The 21,218-nt window shown below is 46.6% G+C and carries 21 protein-coding genes and 1 other RNA gene; 14 read left to right on the forward strand and 8 right to left on the reverse strand.

The features are described 5' to 3' along the window. Positions 1–53 precede the first annotated feature (53 nt). Positions 54–770, forward strand: coding sequence for a YebC/PmpR family DNA-binding transcriptional regulator (locus tag BBD42_RS20385; RefSeq protein ID WP_056029519.1), 717 nt, complete (start codon positions 54–56; stop codon positions 768–770). A gap of 138 nt (positions 771–908) precedes the next feature. Here the strand turns inward: BBD42_RS20385 and BBD42_RS20390 are convergent, their stop codons facing one another. Beyond that, positions 909–2,831: a 3'-5' exonuclease gene (locus BBD42_RS20390; protein WP_099519662.1), complete on the reverse strand. Its 1,923-nt coding sequence runs from the start codon at positions 2,829–2,831 to the stop codon at positions 909–911. 322 nt (positions 2,832–3,153) lie between these two features. Next, complete coding sequence (locus BBD42_RS20395) at positions 3,154–4,332, reverse strand: MFS transporter (protein ID WP_099519663.1); 1,179 nt, start codon at positions 4,330–4,332, stop codon at positions 3,154–3,156. A gap of 261 nt (positions 4,333–4,593) precedes the next feature. Here BBD42_RS20395 and BBD42_RS20400 point away from each other — a divergent pair, with 261 nt between their 5' ends. Both BBD42_RS20400 and pfkA read left to right on the forward strand, forming a co-directional pair. After that, a complete protein-coding gene (locus tag BBD42_RS20400; RefSeq protein WP_099521715.1) occupies positions 4,594–5,622 on the forward strand; it encodes a tetraprenyl-beta-curcumene synthase family protein in 1,029 nt (342 codons plus the stop codon). Positions 5,623–5,653: 31 nt separating this feature from the next. Beyond that, on the forward strand, positions 5,654–6,622 hold the full coding sequence (gene pfkA / locus BBD42_RS20405; protein WP_099519664.1) for a 6-phosphofructokinase: 969 nt from the start codon (positions 5,654–5,656) through the stop codon (positions 6,620–6,622). Positions 6,623–6,736: 114 nt separating this feature from the next. Here pfkA and BBD42_RS20410 read toward each other — a convergent pair whose 3' ends face one another. Both BBD42_RS20410 and BBD42_RS20415 read right to left on the reverse strand, forming a co-directional pair. Continuing rightward, a complete protein-coding gene (locus tag BBD42_RS20410; protein ID WP_099519665.1) occupies positions 6,737–7,924 on the reverse strand; it encodes a putative glycoside hydrolase in 1,188 nt (395 codons plus the stop codon). A gap of 208 nt (positions 7,925–8,132) precedes the next feature. Continuing rightward, on the reverse strand, positions 8,133–8,327 hold the full coding sequence (locus tag BBD42_RS20415) for a hypothetical protein (RefSeq protein WP_046229973.1): 195 nt from the start codon (positions 8,325–8,327) through the stop codon (positions 8,133–8,135). Between the two features lie 272 nt (positions 8,328–8,599). Between BBD42_RS20415 and cshA the strand changes: the two genes are divergently transcribed. The 4 genes from cshA to BBD42_RS20435 all read left to right on the forward strand — a co-directional run bounded on the left by cshA (position 8,600) and on the right by BBD42_RS20435 (position 11,927). Continuing rightward, a complete protein-coding gene (gene cshA / locus BBD42_RS20420; RefSeq protein WP_099519666.1) occupies positions 8,600–10,186 on the forward strand; it encodes a degradosome RNA helicase CshA in 1,587 nt (528 codons plus the stop codon). Positions 10,187–10,401: 215 nt separating this feature from the next. After that, the gene (locus BBD42_RS20425) at positions 10,402–11,190 is read left to right on the forward strand and encodes a YesL family protein (protein WP_099519667.1); all 789 of its coding nucleotides are present in this window, start codon (positions 10,402–10,404) and stop codon (positions 11,188–11,190) included. A 45-nt stretch (positions 11,191–11,235) separates the two neighbouring features. Beyond that, positions 11,236–11,420, forward strand: a non-coding RNA gene (gene ssrS / locus BBD42_RS20430) — 6S RNA. Between the two features lie 111 nt (positions 11,421–11,531). Then, complete coding sequence (locus BBD42_RS20435; RefSeq protein WP_056029495.1) at positions 11,532–11,927, forward strand: DUF1499 domain-containing protein; 396 nt, start codon at positions 11,532–11,534, stop codon at positions 11,925–11,927. A gap of 70 nt (positions 11,928–11,997) precedes the next feature. Here the strand turns inward: BBD42_RS20435 and tpx are convergent, their stop codons facing one another. Then, complete coding sequence (gene tpx, locus BBD42_RS20440) at positions 11,998–12,516, reverse strand: thiol peroxidase (protein WP_056029492.1); 519 nt, start codon at positions 12,514–12,516, stop codon at positions 11,998–12,000. A gap of 94 nt (positions 12,517–12,610) precedes the next feature. Here tpx and BBD42_RS20445 point away from each other — a divergent pair, with 94 nt between their 5' ends. Together BBD42_RS20445 and gltC are read left to right on the forward strand one after the other, a co-directional pair. Further along, a complete protein-coding gene (locus BBD42_RS20445) occupies positions 12,611–13,267 on the forward strand; it encodes a rhomboid family intramembrane serine protease (RefSeq protein WP_099519668.1) in 657 nt (218 codons plus the stop codon). A 25-nt stretch (positions 13,268–13,292) separates the two neighbouring features. Next, positions 13,293–14,201 (forward strand): glutamate biosynthesis transcriptional regulator GltC, encoded by a 909-nt coding sequence (gene gltC, locus BBD42_RS20450; protein WP_099519669.1) that lies wholly within the window; start codon positions 13,293–13,295, stop codon positions 14,199–14,201. A 155-nt stretch (positions 14,202–14,356) separates the two neighbouring features. On the opposite strand, the gene BBD42_RS20455 is transcribed toward gltC, so the two are convergent. Beyond that, positions 14,357–15,040 (reverse strand): zinc metallopeptidase, encoded by a 684-nt coding sequence (locus BBD42_RS20455; protein WP_056029483.1) that lies wholly within the window; start codon positions 15,038–15,040, stop codon positions 14,357–14,359. Positions 15,041–15,106: 66 nt separating this feature from the next. After that, positions 15,107–15,556: a MerR family transcriptional regulator gene (locus BBD42_RS20460; RefSeq protein ID WP_481855889.1), complete on the reverse strand. Its 450-nt coding sequence runs from the start codon at positions 15,554–15,556 to the stop codon at positions 15,107–15,109. Positions 15,557–15,900: 344 nt separating this feature from the next. Between BBD42_RS20460 and BBD42_RS20465 the strand changes: the two genes are divergently transcribed. The 3 genes from BBD42_RS20465 to BBD42_RS20475 are packed head-to-tail and all read left to right on the forward strand — an operon-like array spanning position 15,901 to position 19,125. Next, on the forward strand, positions 15,901–17,271 hold the full coding sequence (locus tag BBD42_RS20465) for an ammonium transporter (RefSeq protein WP_056029477.1): 1,371 nt from the start codon (positions 15,901–15,903) through the stop codon (positions 17,269–17,271). A gap of 34 nt (positions 17,272–17,305) precedes the next feature. Continuing rightward, positions 17,306–18,373, forward strand: a complete 1,068-nt coding sequence (locus tag BBD42_RS20470) for a DUF294 nucleotidyltransferase-like domain-containing protein (protein WP_099519671.1) — start codon at positions 17,306–17,308, stop codon at positions 18,371–18,373. Between the two features lie 17 nt (positions 18,374–18,390). Next, the gene (locus BBD42_RS20475; protein WP_099519672.1) at positions 18,391–19,125 is read left to right on the forward strand and encodes a 3'-5' exonuclease; all 735 of its coding nucleotides are present in this window, start codon (positions 18,391–18,393) and stop codon (positions 19,123–19,125) included. Here the strand turns inward: BBD42_RS20475 and BBD42_RS20480 are convergent. Further along, positions 19,112–19,540, reverse strand: a complete 429-nt coding sequence (locus tag BBD42_RS20480; RefSeq protein WP_172455572.1) for a M67 family metallopeptidase — start codon at positions 19,538–19,540, stop codon at positions 19,112–19,114. The genes BBD42_RS20475 and BBD42_RS20480 overlap by 14 nt on opposite strands. A 197-nt stretch (positions 19,541–19,737) precedes the next feature. Here BBD42_RS20480 and BBD42_RS20485 point away from each other — a divergent pair, with 197 nt between their 5' ends. Both BBD42_RS20485 and BBD42_RS20490 read left to right on the forward strand, forming a co-directional pair. After that, on the forward strand, positions 19,738–20,268 hold the full coding sequence (locus tag BBD42_RS20485; RefSeq protein WP_056029464.1) for a TlpA family protein disulfide reductase: 531 nt from the start codon (positions 19,738–19,740) through the stop codon (positions 20,266–20,268). A 24-nt stretch (positions 20,269–20,292) separates the two neighbouring features. Next, positions 20,293–21,204, forward strand: a complete 912-nt coding sequence (locus BBD42_RS20490) for a DMT family transporter (protein WP_099519674.1) — start codon at positions 20,293–20,295, stop codon at positions 21,202–21,204. The last annotated feature ends 14 nt before the right edge of the window (positions 21,205–21,218 follow it).

A 21,218-nucleotide genomic window follows, 5' to 3' on the forward strand; every position in this document is an offset into this window, starting at 1 on the left:
AGGCCGGAAATGTTACACTGTTAGGTGGAATCTTTGTCGGAGGAGCGAGTGGCATGAAGTTTAAATTGTTTAAGGATCGCAAAGGGAAGGCCGATCAGGCTAAAAATAATAAGTTTGTAAAGCTGTCGCGTGAAATTTATGTGCAGGCACGTAAGGGCGGAGCGAATCCTGAGGCGAATTTTGGCCTGAAGACAGCCATTGCCAATGCACGTGCGGAGCAAATGCCCAATGACAACGTTGAACGGGCAATCAAGAAGGCGACGGGCGGCGACGCGGTCGATTATGAAGAAATTATGTATGAAGGCTACGGTCCAGGCGGCGTCGCGATTATGGTTCGTTGCTTGACGGACAATCGCAATCGTACTGCGGCTGATGTGCGCTCGGCTTTTAATAAGCGTGGCGGCAATATGGGAGAAAGCGGCTGCGTATCCTATATGTTCGATCATAAAGGCTTGCTTGTCGTGGACCGTGAGGATTTAGAAATTGATGAAGACTCGATGATGATGGTGACGCTGGAAGCTGGAGCAGAGGATCTGGTCGTAAACGAAGACAGCTTTGAGATTTTGACGCATCCGCATGAGTTCGAGCAGGTGAAAGGCGCACTTGAAGCGGAAGGCTATACGTTCGTAAGCGCTGGAGTACGCTGGCTGCCCCAAAACATGGTTGCTGTAGAAGGCGAAAATGCGGACAAGCTGTCCAAAATGATGGACTCCTTCGACGATAATGACGATGTACAGGACGTTTACACAAACTTTGAGCTTGAGGACTAACTTGAGGACTAACTTGAGGACTAACGTCTACATAGTCAGGCTGGAGCAAAAAAAACAGCTTCGGGAGCCACATCATCGTGTGGAGCCTGAAGCTGTTTTTTTTGATGGGTTTATTGCAAAAGCTACTTTTTAGAATAATTAAATAATTTCAGATTGTCCATTGTTAATTAATAAGCTGCTTTTTTGTTCTAGCCACTTTGCGAAGCCTTCTGTTTTAGAGTAGCTTAAAAAGAGCCATTCCATTGCCCTCGTCATCCCGATATAAAATAGAGAAACTTCTCTCTCTACGTTGTCCTCCAGCGCAAAAGGCATGCTTTCAACATTTACAATAAATACTGCGCGGAAATCAAGTCCTTTGGAACTGTCTAGAGTGGATAAGTTGACTGCCTCTTGGTCACGGTTATAGGAGCGTTTAGTCGTGCTGCTTTCGGCGAACCAGTTATAGGGAATACTGCTTTTATCCAATTCTTTTTTTAATTGATCTACATAGGAATATGAAAAGCGATTTTTTACACGATATAAAATGGCAATGTCGGAATAAGAAAGCTTCTTTTCCTCATGTAGTTTGATAATGTGTTCTACAACCCACGCTGCTTCTTCATTAAAATGATTACAAGATTTAATAATGGGGTCTGATCCCTTGCGTTTAGTACTTTGCGGAGGAATAATCTCTACCCCTTCCACAGAAGTGCCTTCCTTTACCCTATCTTTCATGCTGGAGTGGCTTCTGTAAAACTCCCAAGCGAAATTCACAATTTGAGAAGTGTTGCGGTAATTAATGCTCAAAATTTTAGAACGGCCTCTAAAATCAAGGCCTGTGCTTGATGCCAAACTTGTTTTGCGTTTGAAAATATTTTGTGCTTTGTCCTCTACTAGCAACAAGGATTGAGTATCAGGATTGAGAACTTTACTCAATAGCTCTAGCCATACTGGTTCAAAATCTTGTCCTTCATCAATTAATATAGCATCGTATTTAGGTAGAATTACTTCTTTTTGTTCGATCTTGGCCAGTAGAGATTCTACTCCATCATCGCGAATTCGCATTTTATTCCAAAGCCACTCATGGAAGGTTGCTGTTTCAATATTATGCTTTATGGTATTGGATGTATAAGTTTCATTACCATTATTTTTTGCGAAATCAAATAAATCCTCTGGCTCCTCCATCATCTTATCAATCATGTTTCTCAACACACGTGAAAGTGGGATAGCATAGCAGATAACGAGAATGTTCCAATCGGGGTGATCTTTAGCCAACATACGTGCACGGGCAGATAGGATCAGCGTTTTACCGCTTCCCGCAACGCCACGAATGAGTCTGTTTTTATCACCGAGCTGACGGGCTAGAGATTCCTGATGTAGGTCCATAGCTTGAACATTATGTAGTGATAGCAACAACTGATCATTATAATAAGTAGGTTCCTTGAATTCTGCGCTGATACGAACTTCGGGGAACAGATGATAGCGTATAGCTTTAATATCCTCACCAGATAAAAAATGTGTATCTCTATATGCTATGGTGAACATTCCCAGTAAGCGTTCATGCAATGAATCGCTTGAAAAGCCTACACTATCGGAATCAATATCGTCTCGCGTTAGCATAAACTGAGGATCAATGACTCTGTCTAGCCGATGTTCAACAATATGTATTTCCTTGAGATTGGTAAAAACAGTACCAAATGCGTAACGGAACTTCAGCTGTCCATAATATTGATCAATTTGAATGAGATTCTTGTCTTTTTTAAGCTTGTCTACAATTCGAAAAGCATAATCCCGAGCTTGATTTAATGGGTTTTTAATAGTTTGGAGTGTACCAAGATCACCAAATATGCGCCATTCGTTAGTAGACAATTCATGAAGAGTATTTACTTTATAATCTTTGACTTCGAGCACAAGCAGCCCAAAATCCGGGCCGATAATGACATAGTCAGGTTTTCGTCCCCCGATCTCGGGCTCATAATAAACAAGGTAATCATCAGGTAGATGCTCTTTTAGCGTTTGAAAAAACAGGCGTTCTCCAACAGTCGCTTTTCTTGGAAGAGTATCTGGAATCATATAAGCCATTTTGTAATCCTCCTTGAAGACGCCGAATCAGGAATGCAGTTCCGGTGCTTCCGGAATCCGGGGTTAGTTTGCAAGAATAGTCAGGTACACAATGTAAAATGGGTCCTTAGGCTTACTCCTTGCTTACTACTATTGTACTTTGTTTGTTTAAATATGGGAATTGTAATTTTGAAGAAATTATTCTTTAGTTCCTGAAATTCTTGTTAGATCAATGATTTCGTAGCCTGGCTATGCATGTTGTCAGACATAAATATAAAAAAACGCTGGAATCCAGCGTTTCTCGTAATGGTGATTTTTGGTTAAAGGGTAAAAATATTATCGTTCATGTGCTGCGCTTTGTATAATGTTTGTAAATGAAACCTGCTGCTGCTATTAAAGCAAGGGTAGTGCCTAAATTAAAGAAGGCTGTGCGTCCGAAGCTTTCATATACATAGCCGCCAACGGTACCGCTGAGTAAGCCGGCAAGGCCTGTCCATACAACGGCGTATACCGCTTGGCCGGAAGCGCGAAATTCATCGGGAATGAGCTGTGAAATATAACGCAAGGCAGTTGAGAAGTAGATGCCGAAAGTAATGCTGTGCATGAGCTGTGTCGCCACGACGAGATAAGGGCTGCTCAAATGTCCAATTAGCCACATTCTCAGAGCATACAATACACAGGCGATAAAGAGCAGCGGCAGCTCCTTGAATTTATGGCCGTACTTTCCAAGCAGAAACAGCACGGGAATTTCGCTGCAGGCGGAAAGGGTCCAGGCGAGGCCGACAAGCGAATCGCTAGCTCCCATTTGATGAAGCGTTACAGCCAAAAAACCTTCGTACATACGATGCGCGACCGATACGATCAAAATAAGGACGAAAAAGGAAACGACCTCCCTTTTGCCCAGCAGCTTGAAGAAACCGCTAAAATCGACTTTGCGGGCACTGCCTCGGTAATCTCGCAGCAGGAAGGAAAGCGCCAGCGTTATCGTAATCGTACAGACTGCGAGCGGCAGCGTCCAATTGGAGCCCATCTGCTTCAATATAATGCCGAACAAGTAGGCGGATATCGCAAACCCGAGCGAGCCGAAAATGCGAATGAGTGCATATGGAACAGCTGTATATTGACTGGATAATAAAATCATGCTGTCATTCAATGGATTAATAGGTGTCTGAAAAAAATAAAAGATCGTCATTACTAGACAGATCATCGTAAAATCTTGAATCGGAAACAGCAGCGATATCATGACCAGCTGCCCGAATAATAAAAATATAAATAATTTTTTTATCGTCTGAAATCGGTCGCTTGCCCAGCCTAGCAGTAAATTGGCAAAGACGGATATGAAGGGCCCAGTTGCATAGATAATGCCGATTTGATGCTCGGAATAGCCTCGCGCCAGAAAGTATAAAGGCAGGTAGGAGACGAGCAGCGCCTGTGTTGAATAGGCAGAAAAGCTGAAGGCGCGAAGACGCAGCGTTTCTTGGGATGTGTTAAGCTTCGCCTTTTCTAGGCCAAGTTGTGTCATTGCTGTATTCACTCCATAACTGTAAAAAACCTTGATTATACAGGTGTTATAGCTAATTATTAATAGATTGTAAACCATTATAGCATGAACTGCTGGATTATTGTTTATTGAAATGGTACATTTATGAGTGGAGGTTTCATTCATCGTGTAATAATGGGCTGGTAGCCGGCGGTTATTCAGCATTTTTTTAAGAGGAGGAGGTGCATCGTGAGATTGACGACATTTTCAGGCAGCCGTGCGCCCCGAGGGCCTTTAAAACTTATGCATCGCGTATATAAATATGTGCTGCCAGAAGTTGAAGAGCAGTTGGGGAAGCTGCGGGCTATGGCAGAGCAAATTCCCGACAGGGAGCTGCGCACGCAAGCGCTGAGCAGCATAGCGAGCAAGAAATTCCATTGTCAGGGCGGGGCCGTGTATGCAGCGGCCAACTTGGAACAGCGGCATATTCTTATTCCGCTTATTGTTGCGCTGCAAACGATTAGCGACTATCTGGACAATTTATGCGATCGCAGCACCTCTCTTGATGCGGATGATTTTCGCCTATTGCATCAGTCCATGCTTGATGCGGTTAATCCGGCAGCGCCGCTCCGGGATTATTATGCCCACCGGAAGGAGCGGGACGACGGCGGATATTTGCACCACCTCGTTGCCGTGTGCCAGCACCATACAGCGCTGCTTCCTTCCTATGCCAGCGTTCAGCGTGACGTAACCGAGCTGGTCAGCCTTTATGGCGATTTGCAGGTGTACAAGCACATTCGCAATGACTTGCGCGAGCCGAAGCTGCTCGCTTGGTGGGAGAAGCATGCACAGCGCTACCCGCACTTGCAATGGAATGAATTCGCAGCGGCCAGCGGATCGACGCTCGGCATGTTTATGCTTTTTTTAGCAGCCAGCGGTGATGGTCTGTCGAAGCAGGATGCGGCTGCGATTAAAGAAATTTATTTCCCGCACGTATGCGGCCTGCATATTATGCTTGATTATTTGATCGATCAGGCAGAGGATCGGGCCGGCGGAGATTTGAATTTCTGCAATTATTACGACAGCTTCCATTTGATGGCGGAACGGATCGGTACGATAGTGGAGTGGGCAAGGGAGGATGTGCGGCATTTGCCGGCTTCCCGGTTTCATCGCCTTATCATTGAAGGGCTGCTAGCCCTGTATCTATCCGATCCGAAGGTGCGTGCGCAGAAAGAAGTGCGCAGCGTAACGCGCAAGCTGATGAAGAACAGTCCGCTTACCCGCCTGTTTTTCCTGATTAACAGCGTTTGGATCAGGAAGCAGCAGGCTTAGCAATATATTACATCATTTTGGAGGAATGACTATGTCTTCAGTAAAATCAATCGCAGTATTAACCAGTGGCGGTGACTCCCAAGGGATGAATGCAGCCGTTCGCGCTGTAGTGCGGAGCGCTTTGTATAACGGGCTGGAAGTATACGGTGTACAACGCGGTTATCAGGGTCTTCTGAATGACGATTTGCGTCAAATGGATCTTCGCAGCGTAGGCGATATTATTCAGCGCGGGGGCACCATTTTGCAGACGGCGCGCTGCAAAGAGTTTATGACAGCTGAAGGCCAGGAGAAAGGCGCTGAAATTTTGCGTCAACGCGGCATCGACGGTTTGGTCGTTATCGGCGGAGACGGCTCCTATCAAGGTGCTAACAAGCTGAGCAAGCTTGGAATTAAGACGATGGCATTGCCAGGAACGATCGATAACGATATTCCTTTCACGGACTATACAATCGGTTTTGATACAGCGGTTGGCATCGTGGTGGATGCTATTAATAAAATCCGCGACACGATGTCTTCTCATGAGCGTTCGTCTGTCGTTGAGGTTATGGGCCGTCATTGCGGAGATATTGCGCTTTATGCTGGACTTGCAAGCGGCGCCGAGACGATTCTTGTACCGGAAGTTCCGTTCAACCTAACGGAAGTTTCGCAGCGGATGGAAGCCAACTTTGCCAAAGGCAAGCGTCACAGTATCATTGTTGTTGCTGAAGGAGCAGGCAATGGACATGATGTATCCAGCGAAATTACGCGTGGTTGTGGACTTGAGCCGCGAGTAACCGTGCTTGGACATATTCAACGCGGCGGAACGCCGACTGCTGTTGACCGTATTCTTGCAAGCCGTCTCGGCGATTATGCTGTACATCAGCTGATGGCTGGCGATTCAGGCAAAGCTTGCGGTATCGTGCGCGGAGAGTTTCTTTCTACGGATATTGACACGGTTGTCAACACGAAAAAGCCATTCAACCTGGAGTTGTATGAGCTCGCGCTGCGCCTGTCGCAATAATACCTTCTGGCTAAACAAACAAATAACCTCCGGCAACGCTTTAAGGCAGCGTACCGGAGGTTATTTGTTTGAAATAAAGGAAAAGATGTCCTAACGCTATCCTTACTTGAATGGTTATTCGTAATTAACGCCTTCTGAATATTTATTGCCTGCATTCCATAAAAGAAATTCATGAATATCGGTGTCGGCGAGCGCCTTAATCTGTGCCTCGACTTCTTTCTTGCCATATTTCATATAATTGCCCTGTCCAAGCCAGCTGGCTGTAAAATCCTGAATCCAAGGACGGATAATTGGTTTGGCGTCGCCAATCGGGTCAAGCTTGGCATGGGTGTCCTCCATAGCGCCTACAATGGTTTCATAGGGATTTTTATCCGGAACCTTCTGCTTAAACCAGCCTGTGCTGTAATGGCTCGGATAAACCATAGGGGATATGACGTGCACATCATTGGAAATTTTCACAAAGTCCTGCCCAATTCCTTCGGCGGCAGGCACTGATGCGGCGTAGCCGAAAATATCGACCGATACCCGCACGCCAAGCGGCTCAAGCTGCTCGCGGGCATATTTCACGAATCCTGCAACGGCATCGACCCGGCTCTGCTCGGTTTTCTCATACTTCAGCGAATCGGCTTTCTTATCAAAGCCTTCAGGAAAACGGACATAATCAAACTGGATTTCCTTAAAGCCCAGCTTGGCTGCTTCCTTGGCAACGGCTACATTATAACTCCAGACTTCTTTCATATAAGGATTAACAAAGCTTTCACCGCGGCCGTTTTTCCAAATCGTTCCGTCGGAATGGCGGAAGGACAGCTCCGGATGCTGGCGTGCCAGCACAGTGTCCTTAAAGACGACAATTCTGGCAATGGGGTAAACCTCATGCTGCTTCAATTTCTTCATCAAGTCGCCAATGTCGCGAATGTACTTCTGAGTAGTTCCCAGCTCAAGCAGCTCCGGCGTCTCGGTTGGATAGGTGATATAGCCGTTGTCGTCTTTTACATCAATGACCATGCTGTTCAGCTTCGTATCATCCATGAGCTTCAGCAAGCTATCCATACGCGCTCCACCTGCACTGTGAGCCGTCACGTAGATGCCCTTCACAATCGGAGCATCTTTCTGCGGATCATGCTTAGCGCCCGCCTCAGACGTTCCCTGGCCTTCTCCATCAGAGGGGCTCGCCTGCACGATCGTTGTTCCGAGTGAAGCGTTTAGTACGGAGGCTGCGAGCTCCCGGGCGGCTGCATGATCCTCTCCGCTTCCCGTCAATAGGCTGTATAACAGCATGACAGTTGAAAAGATGATGTCCATTTCCTTCTCTCCCCGCTAGCTCTTCTTACCAAATTATAAAGCAGAATTAGGCTGCGTGACACTTATTTTTTTCAAAAAGCGTAATTTTACACAGAGAAATGTTGCTTAAAGCACCATTTTTGGGCGGGAATCTCGGCTGGAAAAAGCATGCAAAAAACCTGCTGACGCATGCGTCAGCAGGTTTACTATCAATCGGTATATCCCCTTGTCATTGCAGTAAGGCTTCTCTTTGGTGCTCGCAAATGCTGTGCTGAACAATCTCCATTGCATCCGCCGGTTCAAGTACAGCCAGTCCGTCCCTCAATACGATATTGATCGAGAGTTCCCGATCCGTAAGAAAAGGACTGAGCTCTGGTGCTAGCTTCTCTACAATTTGTGACAGTGTTACGGTTTCGATATCCACCTGGCATCACCCTTTCATCATAGGTTCAGGGCAAAACATATGGCATGAAAACGTTAAAACAGCGGGATAACCACATTATAGCAGGATCAACTTTAAAAAAACAGGGTTAACTGCCATGCGCGCAGCGGGCAAGGAATATTAAATAAAGCAAACGCTTACTGGTGCGTCTTTTGATCTGTTTTTAAGCTTCGCTGGTAAACGTGTACGATTGTATGCTATAATAGCTTGGATATTTTTCAAGTAGGCTGCAGATAAAAGGAGTATGAGAAAGTTTGAAAACATTTGCTGAATTTGGCTTGGAACCTAAAGTGTTGCAAGCAATCACGGAGCTGGGATTTGAGGAGTCAACTCCGATCCAGTCCAAAGCTATTCCAATCGCAATGGCTGGTCAAGATCTAATTGGTCAGGCACAAACAGGAACAGGAAAAACAGCGGCATTCGGAATTCCGCTCATTAATAAAATTCCGACAAGCGAGGAGCGCATTGTCGCCTTAATTATGACGCCTACCCGTGAACTCGCTATTCAGGTAGCTGATGAAATCGGGAAGTTGACTCGATACAAAGGTTTACGCTCATTGCCAATTTACGGCGGACAAGAAATTGGACGTCAAATTCGCGCTTTGAAGAAGAAGCCGCAAATTATTATTGGTACGCCAGGACGTTTGCTTGACCACATCAACCGTAAGACGATCCGTCTTGAAGATGTACAGACGGTCATTCTTGATGAAGCGGATGAAATGCTGGATATGGGCTTCATGGAAGACATCCAGTCGATCCTGAAGCAAGTACCGGACGAGCGTCACACTATGTTGTTCTCGGCTACAATGCCGCCGAACATTCAGAAGCTTGCACAGCAATTTCTGAAAAACCCTGAGCATGTGTCGGTTATTCCTAAGCAAGTAACGGCACCGCTTATCGATCAAGCGTATATTGAGGTTCATGAGCGTCAGAAGTTTGAAGCTCTTAGCCGTTTGCTTGATATGGAATCCCCAGAGCTTGCGATCATCTTCGGCCGTACGAAGCGCCGGGTTGATGAGCTTAGCGAAGCTTTGCAAAAACGCGGTTACACGGCAGACGGCCTTCACGGCGACTTGTCCCAAAACCAACGCGACAGCGTAATGCGCAAATTCCGCGACGGCAGCATTGATGTGCTGGTTGCAACGGATGTAGCTGCTCGTGGCCTCGACGTATCGGGCGTAACGCATGTTATCAACTTTGACCTTCCGCAAGATCCGGAGAGCTATGTTCACCGTATCGGCCGTACTGGCCGCGCAGGCAAAGAAGGTACTGCATGGTCGTTCGTAACGCCTCGTGAACTTGATCACCTGCATTTCATCGAGAAAGTTACACGTCAAAAAATCAACAAAAAACCATTGCCTAGCATCGCAGAAGCGATTGAAGGCAAACAGCGCTTGACAGCTGAGCGTTTGCTCGAAGTTGTTCAAGAAGAAGAGTTCACGGAATACAAAGCAATTGCGATTCAGTTGCTTGAGCAATATGATTCCGTTAACTTGCTTGCAGCAGCCGTTAAATTGCTGACAGGCGAGAAGAAGGAAGTCAATATTGAATTGACGCCGGAAGAGCCGCTTCGCGCGAAAAAACGCAAGCCGGACATTCGTTCGAATGGCCGTCGTTATTCTGGTTCCTCGTCCTTTGGCGGCGGCAGCGGCCGCAGCTCCAGTGGCGGTGGCGGCTATCGTGGCCGTGATGACAGACGTGGCGGCGGAAGCGGTTCGAGCTCCAGCTCGCGCAGCAGCAGCTATGACCGTAACCGTGATGGCGGCAGCAGCAGACCTCGCACTAGCGAGAACCGCCGTCCAAAACCATCGTCCGAAGGCTTTAACAATAACAACAACTAGGGTCATTTCTTCCTGTTCTTATACAGGATGAAGAAATAAGCCCGAATAACCAAGCTTAAGAAACCGGGGAAGTCCGTGATGCCTTACGGGCGTCCTGACTTTCCCTTTTTTATTGTTCATTTGATTAAGCCAGCCTGCTTGATTGAATAATATGCTTTGGTGCATGTCACAACCAAAATAGTAAGGAACAAGACGGAATAGTGGGGGCAGATCACATGGAGCCAAGGGGTTTAATGGGAGGTTTTTACCGCATCTCCGAATGGATTATGCGATTATCGGTAATCAATGTATTATGGCTAATATGTTCAATTCCTTTCGTATTATTGGCGTTTGTGGGCGTATTTCCAGGGAATGCTGCATCACTTGATGAGGCGGCATATCTGGACCATGTTAAAACAACATTGATTTTCATGGCGATTGTTGCTCCTTTCACCTTATTTCCAGCTACAGCTGCGATGTTTGCAGTAGCTCGCAAATGGGTGATGGGTGAAACGGATGTCCCGCTATTCAAAACTTACTTTAGAGGATATAAGGAAAATTATCTTCAAAGTATGATCGGCGGGTTTTTCTACGCTATTCTGTTTGCCATTATGATTGTCGATTTTATTGTGTATCGCGACCAGTATAGCCTAATTTCTTATATCTTTATTGCTTTGCTGCTTCTGCTGGTGATTTCCTTGTTCAACTTCTTCTCGATGCTTGTCCATTATCACATGAAAACGTTTCAATTGTTGAAAAATGCCATTCTGATTACGATTGGCCGTCCAATACGCTCGTTCTCCTCTGCGGTAATGAGCGGTGCGGTCATCTACATCAGCACGCGCTTCACCTTTTTGATTCCGTTTTTTATGGGCAGCATTATCGCTTATCTGTCGTTCTGGAATTTCTACATGATTTACCAGAAGCTGCAGGAGCAGGCGGAAAAGGCAAGACTAGCTCAAGAGGCTCAAGAGGTCGAATTCGCAGAGCTTACAGACGGCGATTCGAGCTCGTCCAATAAATAAGCGTTTAGACATTTACAATTGTAAAGGTAACGTTTATAATAACAATACATCCTGCGATGTTCGTTTCGGCTTTACGTTGTTTTGAACCAATGGCTGTTTCTCGGGAGACCTAAATTGTTACGATGCTGACATGCCCTCTAAAGGGGACTTCAAATTCGTTTCTGCGGACACCCACCTTGCGAAAGCGAGGTTCAGAAACATGTAAGTCGGACGGCATAGGCGGGTTTTTATCTACACTCAAGAGACTCTGCTGCGCTAACACGCTCAGGGTTCTTTTTTTGTGTAACAAAACATGTTAATATAGATATTACATACAAAGATGCTGGAGGGGGAGATCGTTTTTGTTGAAGCGGACCGTAATCGGGCTGCTGCGCAGTCATGAACAAACAGGCGATAAAGCCAAAGACCCGATGCTCAAATCCCATTTTTACAAGTTGTCCAAGGAAAAGGCTTGGGAAGAAGTCGTATCTACGCTGAAGAAAATGCAGGGCTACAAGGTGCTGCATGAAGTGCAATCGGTTGGAGAGATTGTGCTGGAGAAGCGCACGGCATTCGGCCGAACAATGGATATTACGGTGTCGGTCATTAGCGTTAATCCGGTAAATGCAGCCGTTGATATTTATTCGGCTTCCAGAGGCTCGTTTGGCGACCTTGGCTCGAACTACCGGGTTATTCTTGAGCTTTATCGAACGCTGGACAAGAAGCTCTCTGCTTTTAAGACGACCGGAAACTCATAAAACGTACAAAAAGCGAGGAAGGTATCCCTTCACTCGCTTTGTTTGTGCAGATAAAAGATTGTATACTGGGTTATACGAGCGCTTTAGTTGCGTTAATCGCTGCTTCGTAGTTAGGGTGCTCGGTCATTTCTGCCAGGTACTCCACATATTGAATCGTATCATTGGCATCGATTACGAAGATGGAGCGCATGTCCAGGCCGAATTCCTTAATGTAAACGCCATAGGCTTCGCCAAAGCTTTTTAATTTGTAGTCTGACAGCAGCTCGACTTTATCAATGCCTGCAGCACCGCACCAGCGAGCTTGGGCGAATGGCAGGTCTGCGCTGATTGTAAGTACGGCAACGTTGTCGCCAAGCGTAGCAGCAGCTTCATTGAAGCGGCGAGTTTGAGCGTCGCAGACGCCGGTATCAATAGAAGGAACAACGCTGATTAATTTGATTTTGCCAGCATAATCTTTCAAGGATACGCTATCAACGAGTGTTTTGTTCACTTGAAAATCAGGAGCTTTATCGCCAGCTTTCAATTCTGGTCCTACTAGTGTAAGTGGATTGCCTTTAAATGCGGCAGCTCCAGCACGTTCTTGAGACATGAATAACGTCCTCCTCAAAGTTAAATGGTCAATACCCATTTATTATAATCGGAGTTCGGCAATATTGTCCAATTTTAGAGCGGGGGAATTCCTAATGATTTTTTTAAGATACGAAAGCTTTCGCGTTTATTTAAGATCTTACCCGGTAACTTCTGCGATAATCGCGTTAAATACGCTCTATTTTATATTTGTTGCTTTAAATGGCGGAACGACAGGCGGAGAAAACTTGTACCGCTGGGGCGCCTTTTTAACTTTTCATGGAGATCCATACGGGCTGTTGGAGCCATGGCGCTATTTAACGTCCGTCTTTATGCATGGAGGCTTTCAGCACCTGCTTTTTAATATGTTTGCCCTGCTTGTGTTTGCACCGCCCTTGGAGCGTCTGCTGCGCTCTGTGAAGTATGGTGTTTTTTATTTGCTTTGCGGGCTGCTAGGCAATTTGTTCAGTGCGGTTATTACGGTTATGACAGAAGGTGGCAATGGGGAGTTTGTCCATTTGTCAGTGGGAGCATCCGGTGCGATTTATGGCGTTTACGGGGCGTATCTATACTTGTCGCTGTTCCGTAAAGCTTGGCTGGATGATGGATCACGCAAAACCGTATATATGATTTTGGGAGCAGGTATCATTTATTCCATTATTTTGCCGACAATAGATTTATGGGCGCATGTAGGTGGCGGCCTTGCCGGCTTCCTCATGTACGGTTTATTCGATCGGGCAATGGTTCGCAGGCAGCGGATCGTCCGGAGATAATGTTTGGATAAGATAAGGAGAGATCATGGAACTTCGTCAGCTTTATTATTTCGTCAAAGTAGCGAGAAAAGAGCATGTGACACAGGCGGCGGAAGAATTGCATGTTGCTCAGTCAGCTGTGAGCCGTCAAATTCATCAATTGGAGGAAGAGCTTGGCGTAAAGCTTTTTTTACAAAAGGGCAGAAATTTGCAATTGACGCCTGTAGGTCATTTGTTTTTGAAGCGGGCTGAGGTCATATTGGCTGATTTGGACCGGGCTGTGGTTGAAATACATGAATTTCTTGACCCGGAAAAAGGGGAAATTCGGCTTGGCTTTCCGCATAGCCTCGGTGTATCCTTAATTCCGCAGGTTGTAGCTGCTTTTCGCAAGCATCATCCGAATGTGAAGTTTCGCTTTAGGCAGGGGATGTATCCGTCGCTTATACGAGATATGGTAAAGGGTGAGATTGATCTTGCTTTCATTTCTCCTTTTCCGGATGAGCACGAGCATGTATGCGGGCAAGTACTGCTGACAGAGGAGCTTTATGCGATATTGCCGCCAGCACATGCTCTCGCTGGGGAGAACTCGATTCGATTGAGTCAGCTCAAGGATGAGACGTTTGTATTGTTCAGCGAAGGTTATTCGTTAAGGCCCATTGTATGGGAAGCGTGCCAGGAGGCAGGATTTACACCGAAAATCGGATTCGAGGGCGAGGAGACGGAGACGATCCGCGGACTTGTCGCCGCAGGTATGGGTGTCAGCCTGCTGCCAGAGATGGCGCTTCATCATACGGGCATTTTACAGCCGGCGAAGGTGCGCGTGGAGCACCCGCATGTGACTCGCAATATCGGCATCATTCATCGTTCTAATGAGAAGTTGTCGCTCGTTGCGAAGGTGTTCCATGGCTTTCTGCTTCATTACTTCAATGAGATGAAGCAAGAGGAATTAAAGTAAGAACCGCTATATGCAGAATGAAAAAGAACCGCTGCAAGTACCAGTTTTATTCTGGTCGTTGCAGCGGTTCTTTTTGTGTAAAAGAAAAGTGGGCCAGCCGAATGCTTAGGCTGGCCCACTCATCTGTGTTGTTCGTGTATTGCTCTGCAAGCTGGTTATTCCCGGTTCGATGATGTGAAGATCATAATATATTTTAAGAGCTCCAGCAGGGAGATAAGCGCGGCTGCTACGTAAGTTAGGGCGGCCGCGTTCAGAACTTTGGCAACACCGCGTTCTTCCTCGTTCGTAATAAAGCCTTCGGCAATCATAATGTGGCGCGCTCGATTGCTTGCATTAAATTCAACGGGCAGTGTAATGACCTGAAAGGCTACTGCTACGGAGAAGAAGATAATGCCAAGACCAATCAGATTTGCCTGTTGAAATAAAAATCCGGCGATCAGCATGAATGGAGCGATGCCTGATGCAATGTTAACGACCGGGAAAATGCGATGGCGCAGCACCAGCATTGGATATTTCGCCTGATGCTGAATGGCGTGGCCAACCTCATGACAGGCAACGGACAAAGCGGATATGGAGTTTTCATAATAAACATGCTCTGAAAGTCGTACTTTGCGTGATATAGGATCATAATGATCGCTTAGCGTGCCCCGTACGGGTTCAATTTGTACATGCTGCAGCCCATGGGCATCCAGCATTTTGCGTGCGGCCTGATAGCCGGTTAGTCCGCTCATGGAGCGAACGGTAGACCAAGTTTTGAACGTTCCTTTAACCCGAAACTGCGCCCAAATCGATAAAGCGAAAGCGATCAGGATGAGGATGTCCATTTTGTGAAAAAACATAACGTCATTCCTCCAAATGATAAATTTGACTTTCCGATCAAGGGGCGAAGCTTTTATTGTATATCACTACATAAAATTCCCCTTGTTTAGCAGCAGCATAAGCGCTTCAATACAAGCTGCCGTTTGCGGCATGATACGAGTGTAGAGCCTGTTGGCTTGGCGAGGCTTCATTTGCTTGATTACTGGCTCCAAGTCTTTAACCTCTCGTTCCAGCTCGCTTAGACGAAGCTGTAGATCGGTCAGCTTGCGCGATACCTGCTCTTCAGCAGTTACACTGTCCCATGCTGCTAATGATTGTTTAATTTCTTCAAGCGTATGCTTGTTTTGTTTCATTTGTTCAATACGTTTCAAGCGAATTAACGTTTCAGAATTATACAAGCGGTAGTTTGTCGAAGAGCGTTCCGCCGGTTCAATAAGTCCCATTGAAGTATAATAGTCAATTGTTCGCGGACTGATGTTGGCTAGTTTAGCGAGTTCTCCAATTTTATAACGTTCAGCAGATTCCAATCCGTTCACCTTCTTTCCTCTATCTATATATGTCTATGTTTAATGATAATCGTAAAGTAACCATACAGTCAAACGTGTTACATAGATAGGTAAATGAAGGGGAATTATGCCTAGGAAGCTGTGTCCTAAATAGAAGATGAAAAGTACAAAGGTTAAACCCCATTACGGCAAAAGCTGCTATGACCAGGCAAGTACTGTGAAAAAACTTAACATTAACCGCTTTCTTGAGGTCGAATGTTAGATTTTTTTCGAAAATAGAATAAAACGTATTGTCAAATGCGACTCTACTGACTATAATGACATTAAGTCTTTCCTGAAATGTTAGGAAACATAACGTATGGGGAGTGGTCGTAATGATTAGAAAGATGTTATTCACACTAGGGGCAATGTGCTTAGTATTCCCGGCAATGGCTTTTGCGAATGACCCATCCAATGCAACATTGAATATGGGTATCGACTCCTTATGGGTCATGGTAGCATTCGTGTTAGTTTTGCTCATGCAAGGCGGATTTATTCTTTTGGAAACAGGTTCGACCAGAATGAAAAATGCCGGCCATGTTGCAGGCAAAACCATTTTCACAGCTGGTCTAGCAGGTTTGGTTTATTGGGCGATCGGTTATGGTATTGCGTTCGGAACGGCTAATGCCGATGGCGGATCAAGCAGCTTTATCGGCTGGGGCGATTTCTTCTTTAATCCAGCTATTTCAAGTGTAAATGATGAGCTTCCAACAACTATTTTCTTCCTGTTCCAACTAGCTTTCGCAGCGGTGTCGCTTTCCATCGCATGGGGCGGCTTTGCGGAACGTGCTAAATTGTCCTCCTACCTTATTTTCACCGTTATCTACATTGCTGCGATTTACCCGGTAGTTGCTCACTGGATCTGGGGCGGCGGCTGGCTTGCAGCAGATGGCGCACAAGACTTTGCCGGTTCGACGGTCGTGCATTTATCCGGCGCATTGGCAGCATTGGCAGCAACCATTCTGCTTAAACCTCGTATTGGCAAGTTCAACAAAGATGGCTCTGCAAATGAAATTGCGGGACATAACCAAGTGTATACAGCACTATCGGTACTGCTTCTGTGGGTCGGCTGGTTCGGCTTTAACGCAGGCAGCACGGTGAGCATTGGTGACGGCTTCTTCGGTTATGTAGCTTTTACAACAATGCTAGGAGCAGGTGCAGGTGCGGTTTCCTCGCTGCTGATTTCGTGGGCTGTTACAGGCAAGGCAGATATTACAACTACACTTAACGGCACCCTCGCGGGTCTGGTTGCAATTACAGCTTCCTGTGCATTCGTTGATCCATGGGCAGCGGTCGTAATTGGTCTAGTAGCAGGTGTGCTTGTATTCTACAGCGCGAAGTTTTTCGAAAAAATGAAAATCGACGATCCGATTTATGCAATGTCGGTTCACGGTGCAGCTGGTATTTGGGGTACGCTGGCTAACGGTATTTTTGCAACACAAGCATTGGCTGACAAAGTGGGCGTAGGCCAAGGCGGCTTGCTTGATACAGGCAGCTGGAAGCAATTATGGGTACAATTCGAGAGCGTTGTTGTATGTGGCGCATTCGTTCTGGCAGCATCGTTCCTGGTACTTGGCATTATGAAGCTGGTAATGGGCTTCCGTGTAACAGAAGAGCAAGAAATTGTAGGTCTTGACCTTAGTGAGCATGGCGCTTATGGTTATCCTGAGCAAATGAAAAAAGCAGGTCAAAACCTGCAAGGTTAATATTATAAGGGCGATTCAAAGGGGAGAGACTCGGATGACGGACCCTGTGCATGTAAAGCTGCTGGAGCAGATAAGCTTGGCCGAGGAGGCCGGCACGCTGCGCAGCTTGCGGGATCAGGTACATGATCGGATGAAGGAAGCTCTCCTTGCAAGCCCTGTCGAACAGTTTAATGAACAATTGAATGAGATGCATGATACGGTGATCAGCCGGGCAATTGCACTCGCAGAAGCGGAAATGGCACGGATGGGGAAGGGTTCTCCTCCCGTGCCTTACGCCTATTTATTATTCGGCAGCGGAGGCAGGGAAGAGCAAACCTTGTCCAGCGATCAGGACAGCGGCATTGTTTATGAGTTTGCAGCTGATGATGAGTCGGCTGTGCAGCGCTATTTTTATGAATTGTCCGCACTCATTGTCAGTTATCTTCAAACGGCGGGATATCCTCCATGCGAGGGAGAAGTGCTCAGCAGCAATCCCCAGTGGTGCAAATCGCTGTCAGCATGGGAGGAGCAAATTAACTCGTGGTTTAAGGAGCCAAGCTGGGAGGCTGTCCGTTATTTGCTAATCATAGCAGATGGACGCTGCATTTTTGGAAGTGAGCTGCTTATGCGGCGATTCAAGGATATTTTTTTCACCGACATGCTGGCCACGCCGATTATTATCAGACGCATGCTTGAAAATACGATGCGCCACAAAATGCTGCTCGGCGTATTCGGCCATTTGCTGAAGGAGCAGTATGGAGAGGATGCAGGCAGTCTGGATATTAAATATGGCGCCTACATTCCGATGGTGAATGCCATTCGGCTGTTGTCGATCCAGCGAGGCATTCGCGAGTCTTCTACGATGGATCGCATGCGGAGGCTATTGGAAGAAAAGGAGCTCTCGGAGCAGGAAGCCAAGCAATGTGAGCAGGCTTTTCTCTTTTTTCTCAGGCTCCGGCTGTTATCGATTGAAAGCTCGGAAAATGGCTGGTATGGCAACAATGGCAAAGTGGCTTCTCGCAAGCTTACTAAAGAGATGAAAGATGAATTAAAGAAAAGCTTGCGGTTCGGAAAGAAGCTGCAGCGCAAAGTGTATAAAACCACGATGGGAAGGCTTGTGTAAGGCGGTGGATGGAGACTATGAAGGAACCTAAAGGCGTGGGACGGATGTGGAGCTTATATAAAATGGGCGGCTTTACGCCGGCCATAGCCTCTATGCTGGGATCGCAAAATGCCCAGCAAATGGCTTTTATTCGCTCTGTCAACAAAGAGCAGCGCAAGCAATCCCCGCTTGACATGCTGCTTAGGGAAATGGAATTTATCGTGTTTGACTTGGAGACAACGGGATTTTACCCGTCAAATGGCGATGAAATTATTTCCTTTGGCGCCGTATTAATGCGTGGGAGCGAAATTTATTCGTCGGAGACGTTCTACAGCCTCGTTAATCCGAAGCGCCGTATTCCCCGGGCTATTGTGGAGCTGACAGGCATTACGAATGAAATGGTAGAGGATGCCCCCGATTTGATGCAGGTGCTGCATGATTTCATGGAGTTTGTCGGCAAGCGGCCGCTCGTTGCCCATGCTTCCGGGCATGACAAGCAATTTCTCAACGCTGCGTTGTGGCGAACGTCGAAAGTGAACTTGAACCATCGCGTATTGGATACGATGATGGTTGCCAAGTGGCTGGAGCCGAAGCGTGATAGCTATGCGCTGGATGATTTGCTGGAAGACAGCGGCATTACGATTACACAGCGGCATCATGCGCTGGAGGATTCTTTAATGACGGCAGAATTGTGGCAGTCGTATTTGCGGCGTATTTTTGAGCGGAATATAAATACGCTCGGCGACCTGTATGCTTATCTCAGTCAGCGATAGCCCATTGCGCTGGCTGGAAGCATCCGTTCAGGTAGCAATAAGCCTGTATTTCAGGCTGCAAAGGCTGCTGCAAAGAAATTATCCAATGAGACAACAATAAATCATCCGTATGGATGCCCAGCTCATCCGCAGTTGAAGGGTGGGGCGGCGACGTCGGATGAGAGTGGAAGAAGCCGAGCAGCGATTGCCGGCTTTTTTGCATGCGGTAATAAGCCTTTACCCAATCGTCTGGAGCGAAAGCAAAGGCAGCCGAAGGGGAAGGATGGACGTTCGCAATAGCAGTCACGTCGATTATTTTGCCGATGTTTGGTTCGCCTGTCAAAATGCCGCAGGCTTCCCTAGGAAGTGCTTCAAGGCATGAGGCAATGAGCCGATCATAAGCCTGGGTTGTTATATGTAGTAGTTGCGGCTTCACGCAAATGCCCTCCCGTCAATCCTATATCCGATATCGTATAGGTATGATTTGATTTATTTTAACCCAAAATAAAAGGGGAAAACACGGCAGATATGACGGTTTAATGAAGGAAGAGGCGTTTTTGTTGAGCTTATCTTGCCGGCCGTGTTACGATGGAAGCAGGTAAAAGCATGAAATTGGCAGGAGGATTTTGGAAAATGAAGAAGGCGTCCGCATGGTTCATAGTCGCTTTTGTGCTGGCTGGTTTAGCTATTTCGCAATATATGGAGAAAGACAGCGCAATTATTTCTGCTTCCGGGGATTTTAAGCCGAAAGCGGGATATGCTGCCCAGCAATTCGAGCTTCAGGCGCTGGATGAGCAGATGTACAAAGTCGGGGGAGAGCAGGGCAAGCTCAGCTTTGTGAATTTTTGGGCGTCATGGTGTGGTCCCTGTGAGCTGGAGGCGCCGGATTTGCAGGAGCTTCATGAGAAGTATGGGGATAAAATCGCAATGTATGGCGTGAATTCTACCAAGTTTGATAAAGAGCGCGCAGCAAGGCAATTCGCCCTGGATCATGAATTCACATTTACCATTCTGATGGATCGCGAGGGAGATGTCACGAAGGAATATAAGGTGAATACTTTTCCAACGACGTTTCTAATTGATTCTAAAGGCGTTATTCGGGAAAGGATCAATGGCGTCATTCCGCTTTCGGAGTGGGATCGTCTCATTGAAAAATATTCATAAGCTATTAAGGGAGCCGGCACGATCATGAATACCGAACAGAAGAAATTATGGCTCCACCCTTACGTATGGCTGCTTATTGCTGTTTTGGCTGTAGCGATATCGTCGATTATTATTAAGTTCTCGAGTGCTCCTTCCTCGGTGGCAGGTATGTACCGGCTGTTTATTACCGTCGTTATTATGCTGCCGCTTATACCGTGGAAGGTGTTCCGGACGATTCGTTTAACCCGCAAGGAGTGGATGATTTTAAGCTGTGCGGGCTTTTTTCTCGGCCTGCATTTTTTGCTTTGGATGGAATCGCTGAAATTTACGTCTGTTGCGAGCTCCATGGTATTTATAACGCTGCAGCCCATCTTTGTGATGCTCGGTTCGTTTCTTCTATTTAAAGAGCGACAGGCGATAGCGGGCAGCCTTTGTATGGCTGTAGCAGTACTAGGTTCCATCATTATCGCCTGGGGCGATATCGGGGTGTCGCGTGAGGCGTTATTCGGCGATTTATTGTCCTTGCTCGGAACGATGGCGGTTGCTGTGTATATGATAGCTGGGCAAAAGATCAGCGGCAGGCTGCCTTCGAATTTGTACAGCTTAATCGTATTTTTGATTGCAGGAATAGTCATGTTCATTTACAATCTCGTCAATCAAATTGCTTTGACGGGGTATGCTGCGCAGGAATGGATGTATTTCGTCTTGCTGGCGATTATTCCGACTATATTCGGACATTTGGTGTTTAATATGCTGTTGAAGCATATTGGGGCAACGAACGTTTCGATGGCGATTATCGGCGAGCCGGTGTTAGCAATGATATTAGCTTATTTTCTGCTTAATGAATATTTAGGCACCGCGCAGTTGATTGGCAGCTTTTTGACGATTGCCAGCATGGGCGTGTTTTTCCGGCTGAAAGCCCGGCAAACCGCAGTTCGCGCCGAGCTAGGCGCATAAGTAGAGCCATACCG

This window comes from Paenibacillus sp. BIHB 4019, from assembly GCF_002741035.1.
GTDB lineage: Bacteria > Bacillota > Bacilli > Paenibacillales > Paenibacillaceae > Pristimantibacillus.

Excerpts from the sequence above, each read along its gene's own strand:
- BBD42_RS20385 (WP_056029519.1), top strand. The coding sequence starts at position 54 with ATGAAGTTTAAATTGTTTAAGGATCGCAAAGGGAAGGCCGATCAGGCT.
- BBD42_RS20390 (WP_099519662.1), bottom strand. The coding sequence starts at position 2,831 with ATGGCTTATATGATTCCAGATACTCTTCCAAGAAAAGCGACTGTTGGA.
- BBD42_RS20395 (WP_099519663.1), bottom strand. The coding sequence starts at position 4,332 with ATGACACAACTTGGCCTAGAAAAGGCGAAGCTTAACACATCCCAAGAA.
- BBD42_RS20400 (WP_099521715.1), top strand. The coding sequence starts at position 4,594 with ATGCATCGCGTATATAAATATGTGCTGCCAGAAGTTGAAGAGCAGTTG.
- pfkA (WP_099519664.1), top strand. The coding sequence starts at position 5,654 with ATGTCTTCAGTAAAATCAATCGCAGTATTAACCAGTGGCGGTGACTCC.
- BBD42_RS20410 (WP_099519665.1), bottom strand. The coding sequence starts at position 7,924 with ATGGACATCATCTTTTCAACTGTCATGCTGTTATACAGCCTATTGACG.
- BBD42_RS20425 (WP_099519667.1), top strand. The coding sequence starts at position 10,402 with ATGGAGCCAAGGGGTTTAATGGGAGGTTTTTACCGCATCTCCGAATGG.
- tpx (WP_056029492.1), bottom strand. The coding sequence starts at position 12,516 with ATGTCTCAAGAACGTGCTGGAGCTGCCGCATTTAAAGGCAATCCACTT.
- BBD42_RS20445 (WP_099519668.1), top strand. The coding sequence starts at position 12,611 with ATGATTTTTTTAAGATACGAAAGCTTTCGCGTTTATTTAAGATCTTAC.
- gltC (WP_099519669.1), top strand. The coding sequence starts at position 13,293 with ATGGAACTTCGTCAGCTTTATTATTTCGTCAAAGTAGCGAGAAAAGAG.
- BBD42_RS20455 (WP_056029483.1), bottom strand. The coding sequence starts at position 15,040 with ATGTTTTTTCACAAAATGGACATCCTCATCCTGATCGCTTTCGCTTTA.
- BBD42_RS20465 (WP_056029477.1), top strand. The coding sequence starts at position 15,901 with ATGATTAGAAAGATGTTATTCACACTAGGGGCAATGTGCTTAGTATTC.
- BBD42_RS20470 (WP_099519671.1), top strand. The coding sequence starts at position 17,306 with ATGACGGACCCTGTGCATGTAAAGCTGCTGGAGCAGATAAGCTTGGCC.
- BBD42_RS20475 (WP_099519672.1), top strand. The coding sequence starts at position 18,391 with ATGAAGGAACCTAAAGGCGTGGGACGGATGTGGAGCTTATATAAAATG.
- BBD42_RS20485 (WP_056029464.1), top strand. The coding sequence starts at position 19,738 with ATGAAGAAGGCGTCCGCATGGTTCATAGTCGCTTTTGTGCTGGCTGGT.
- BBD42_RS20490 (WP_099519674.1), top strand. The coding sequence starts at position 20,293 with ATGAATACCGAACAGAAGAAATTATGGCTCCACCCTTACGTATGGCTG.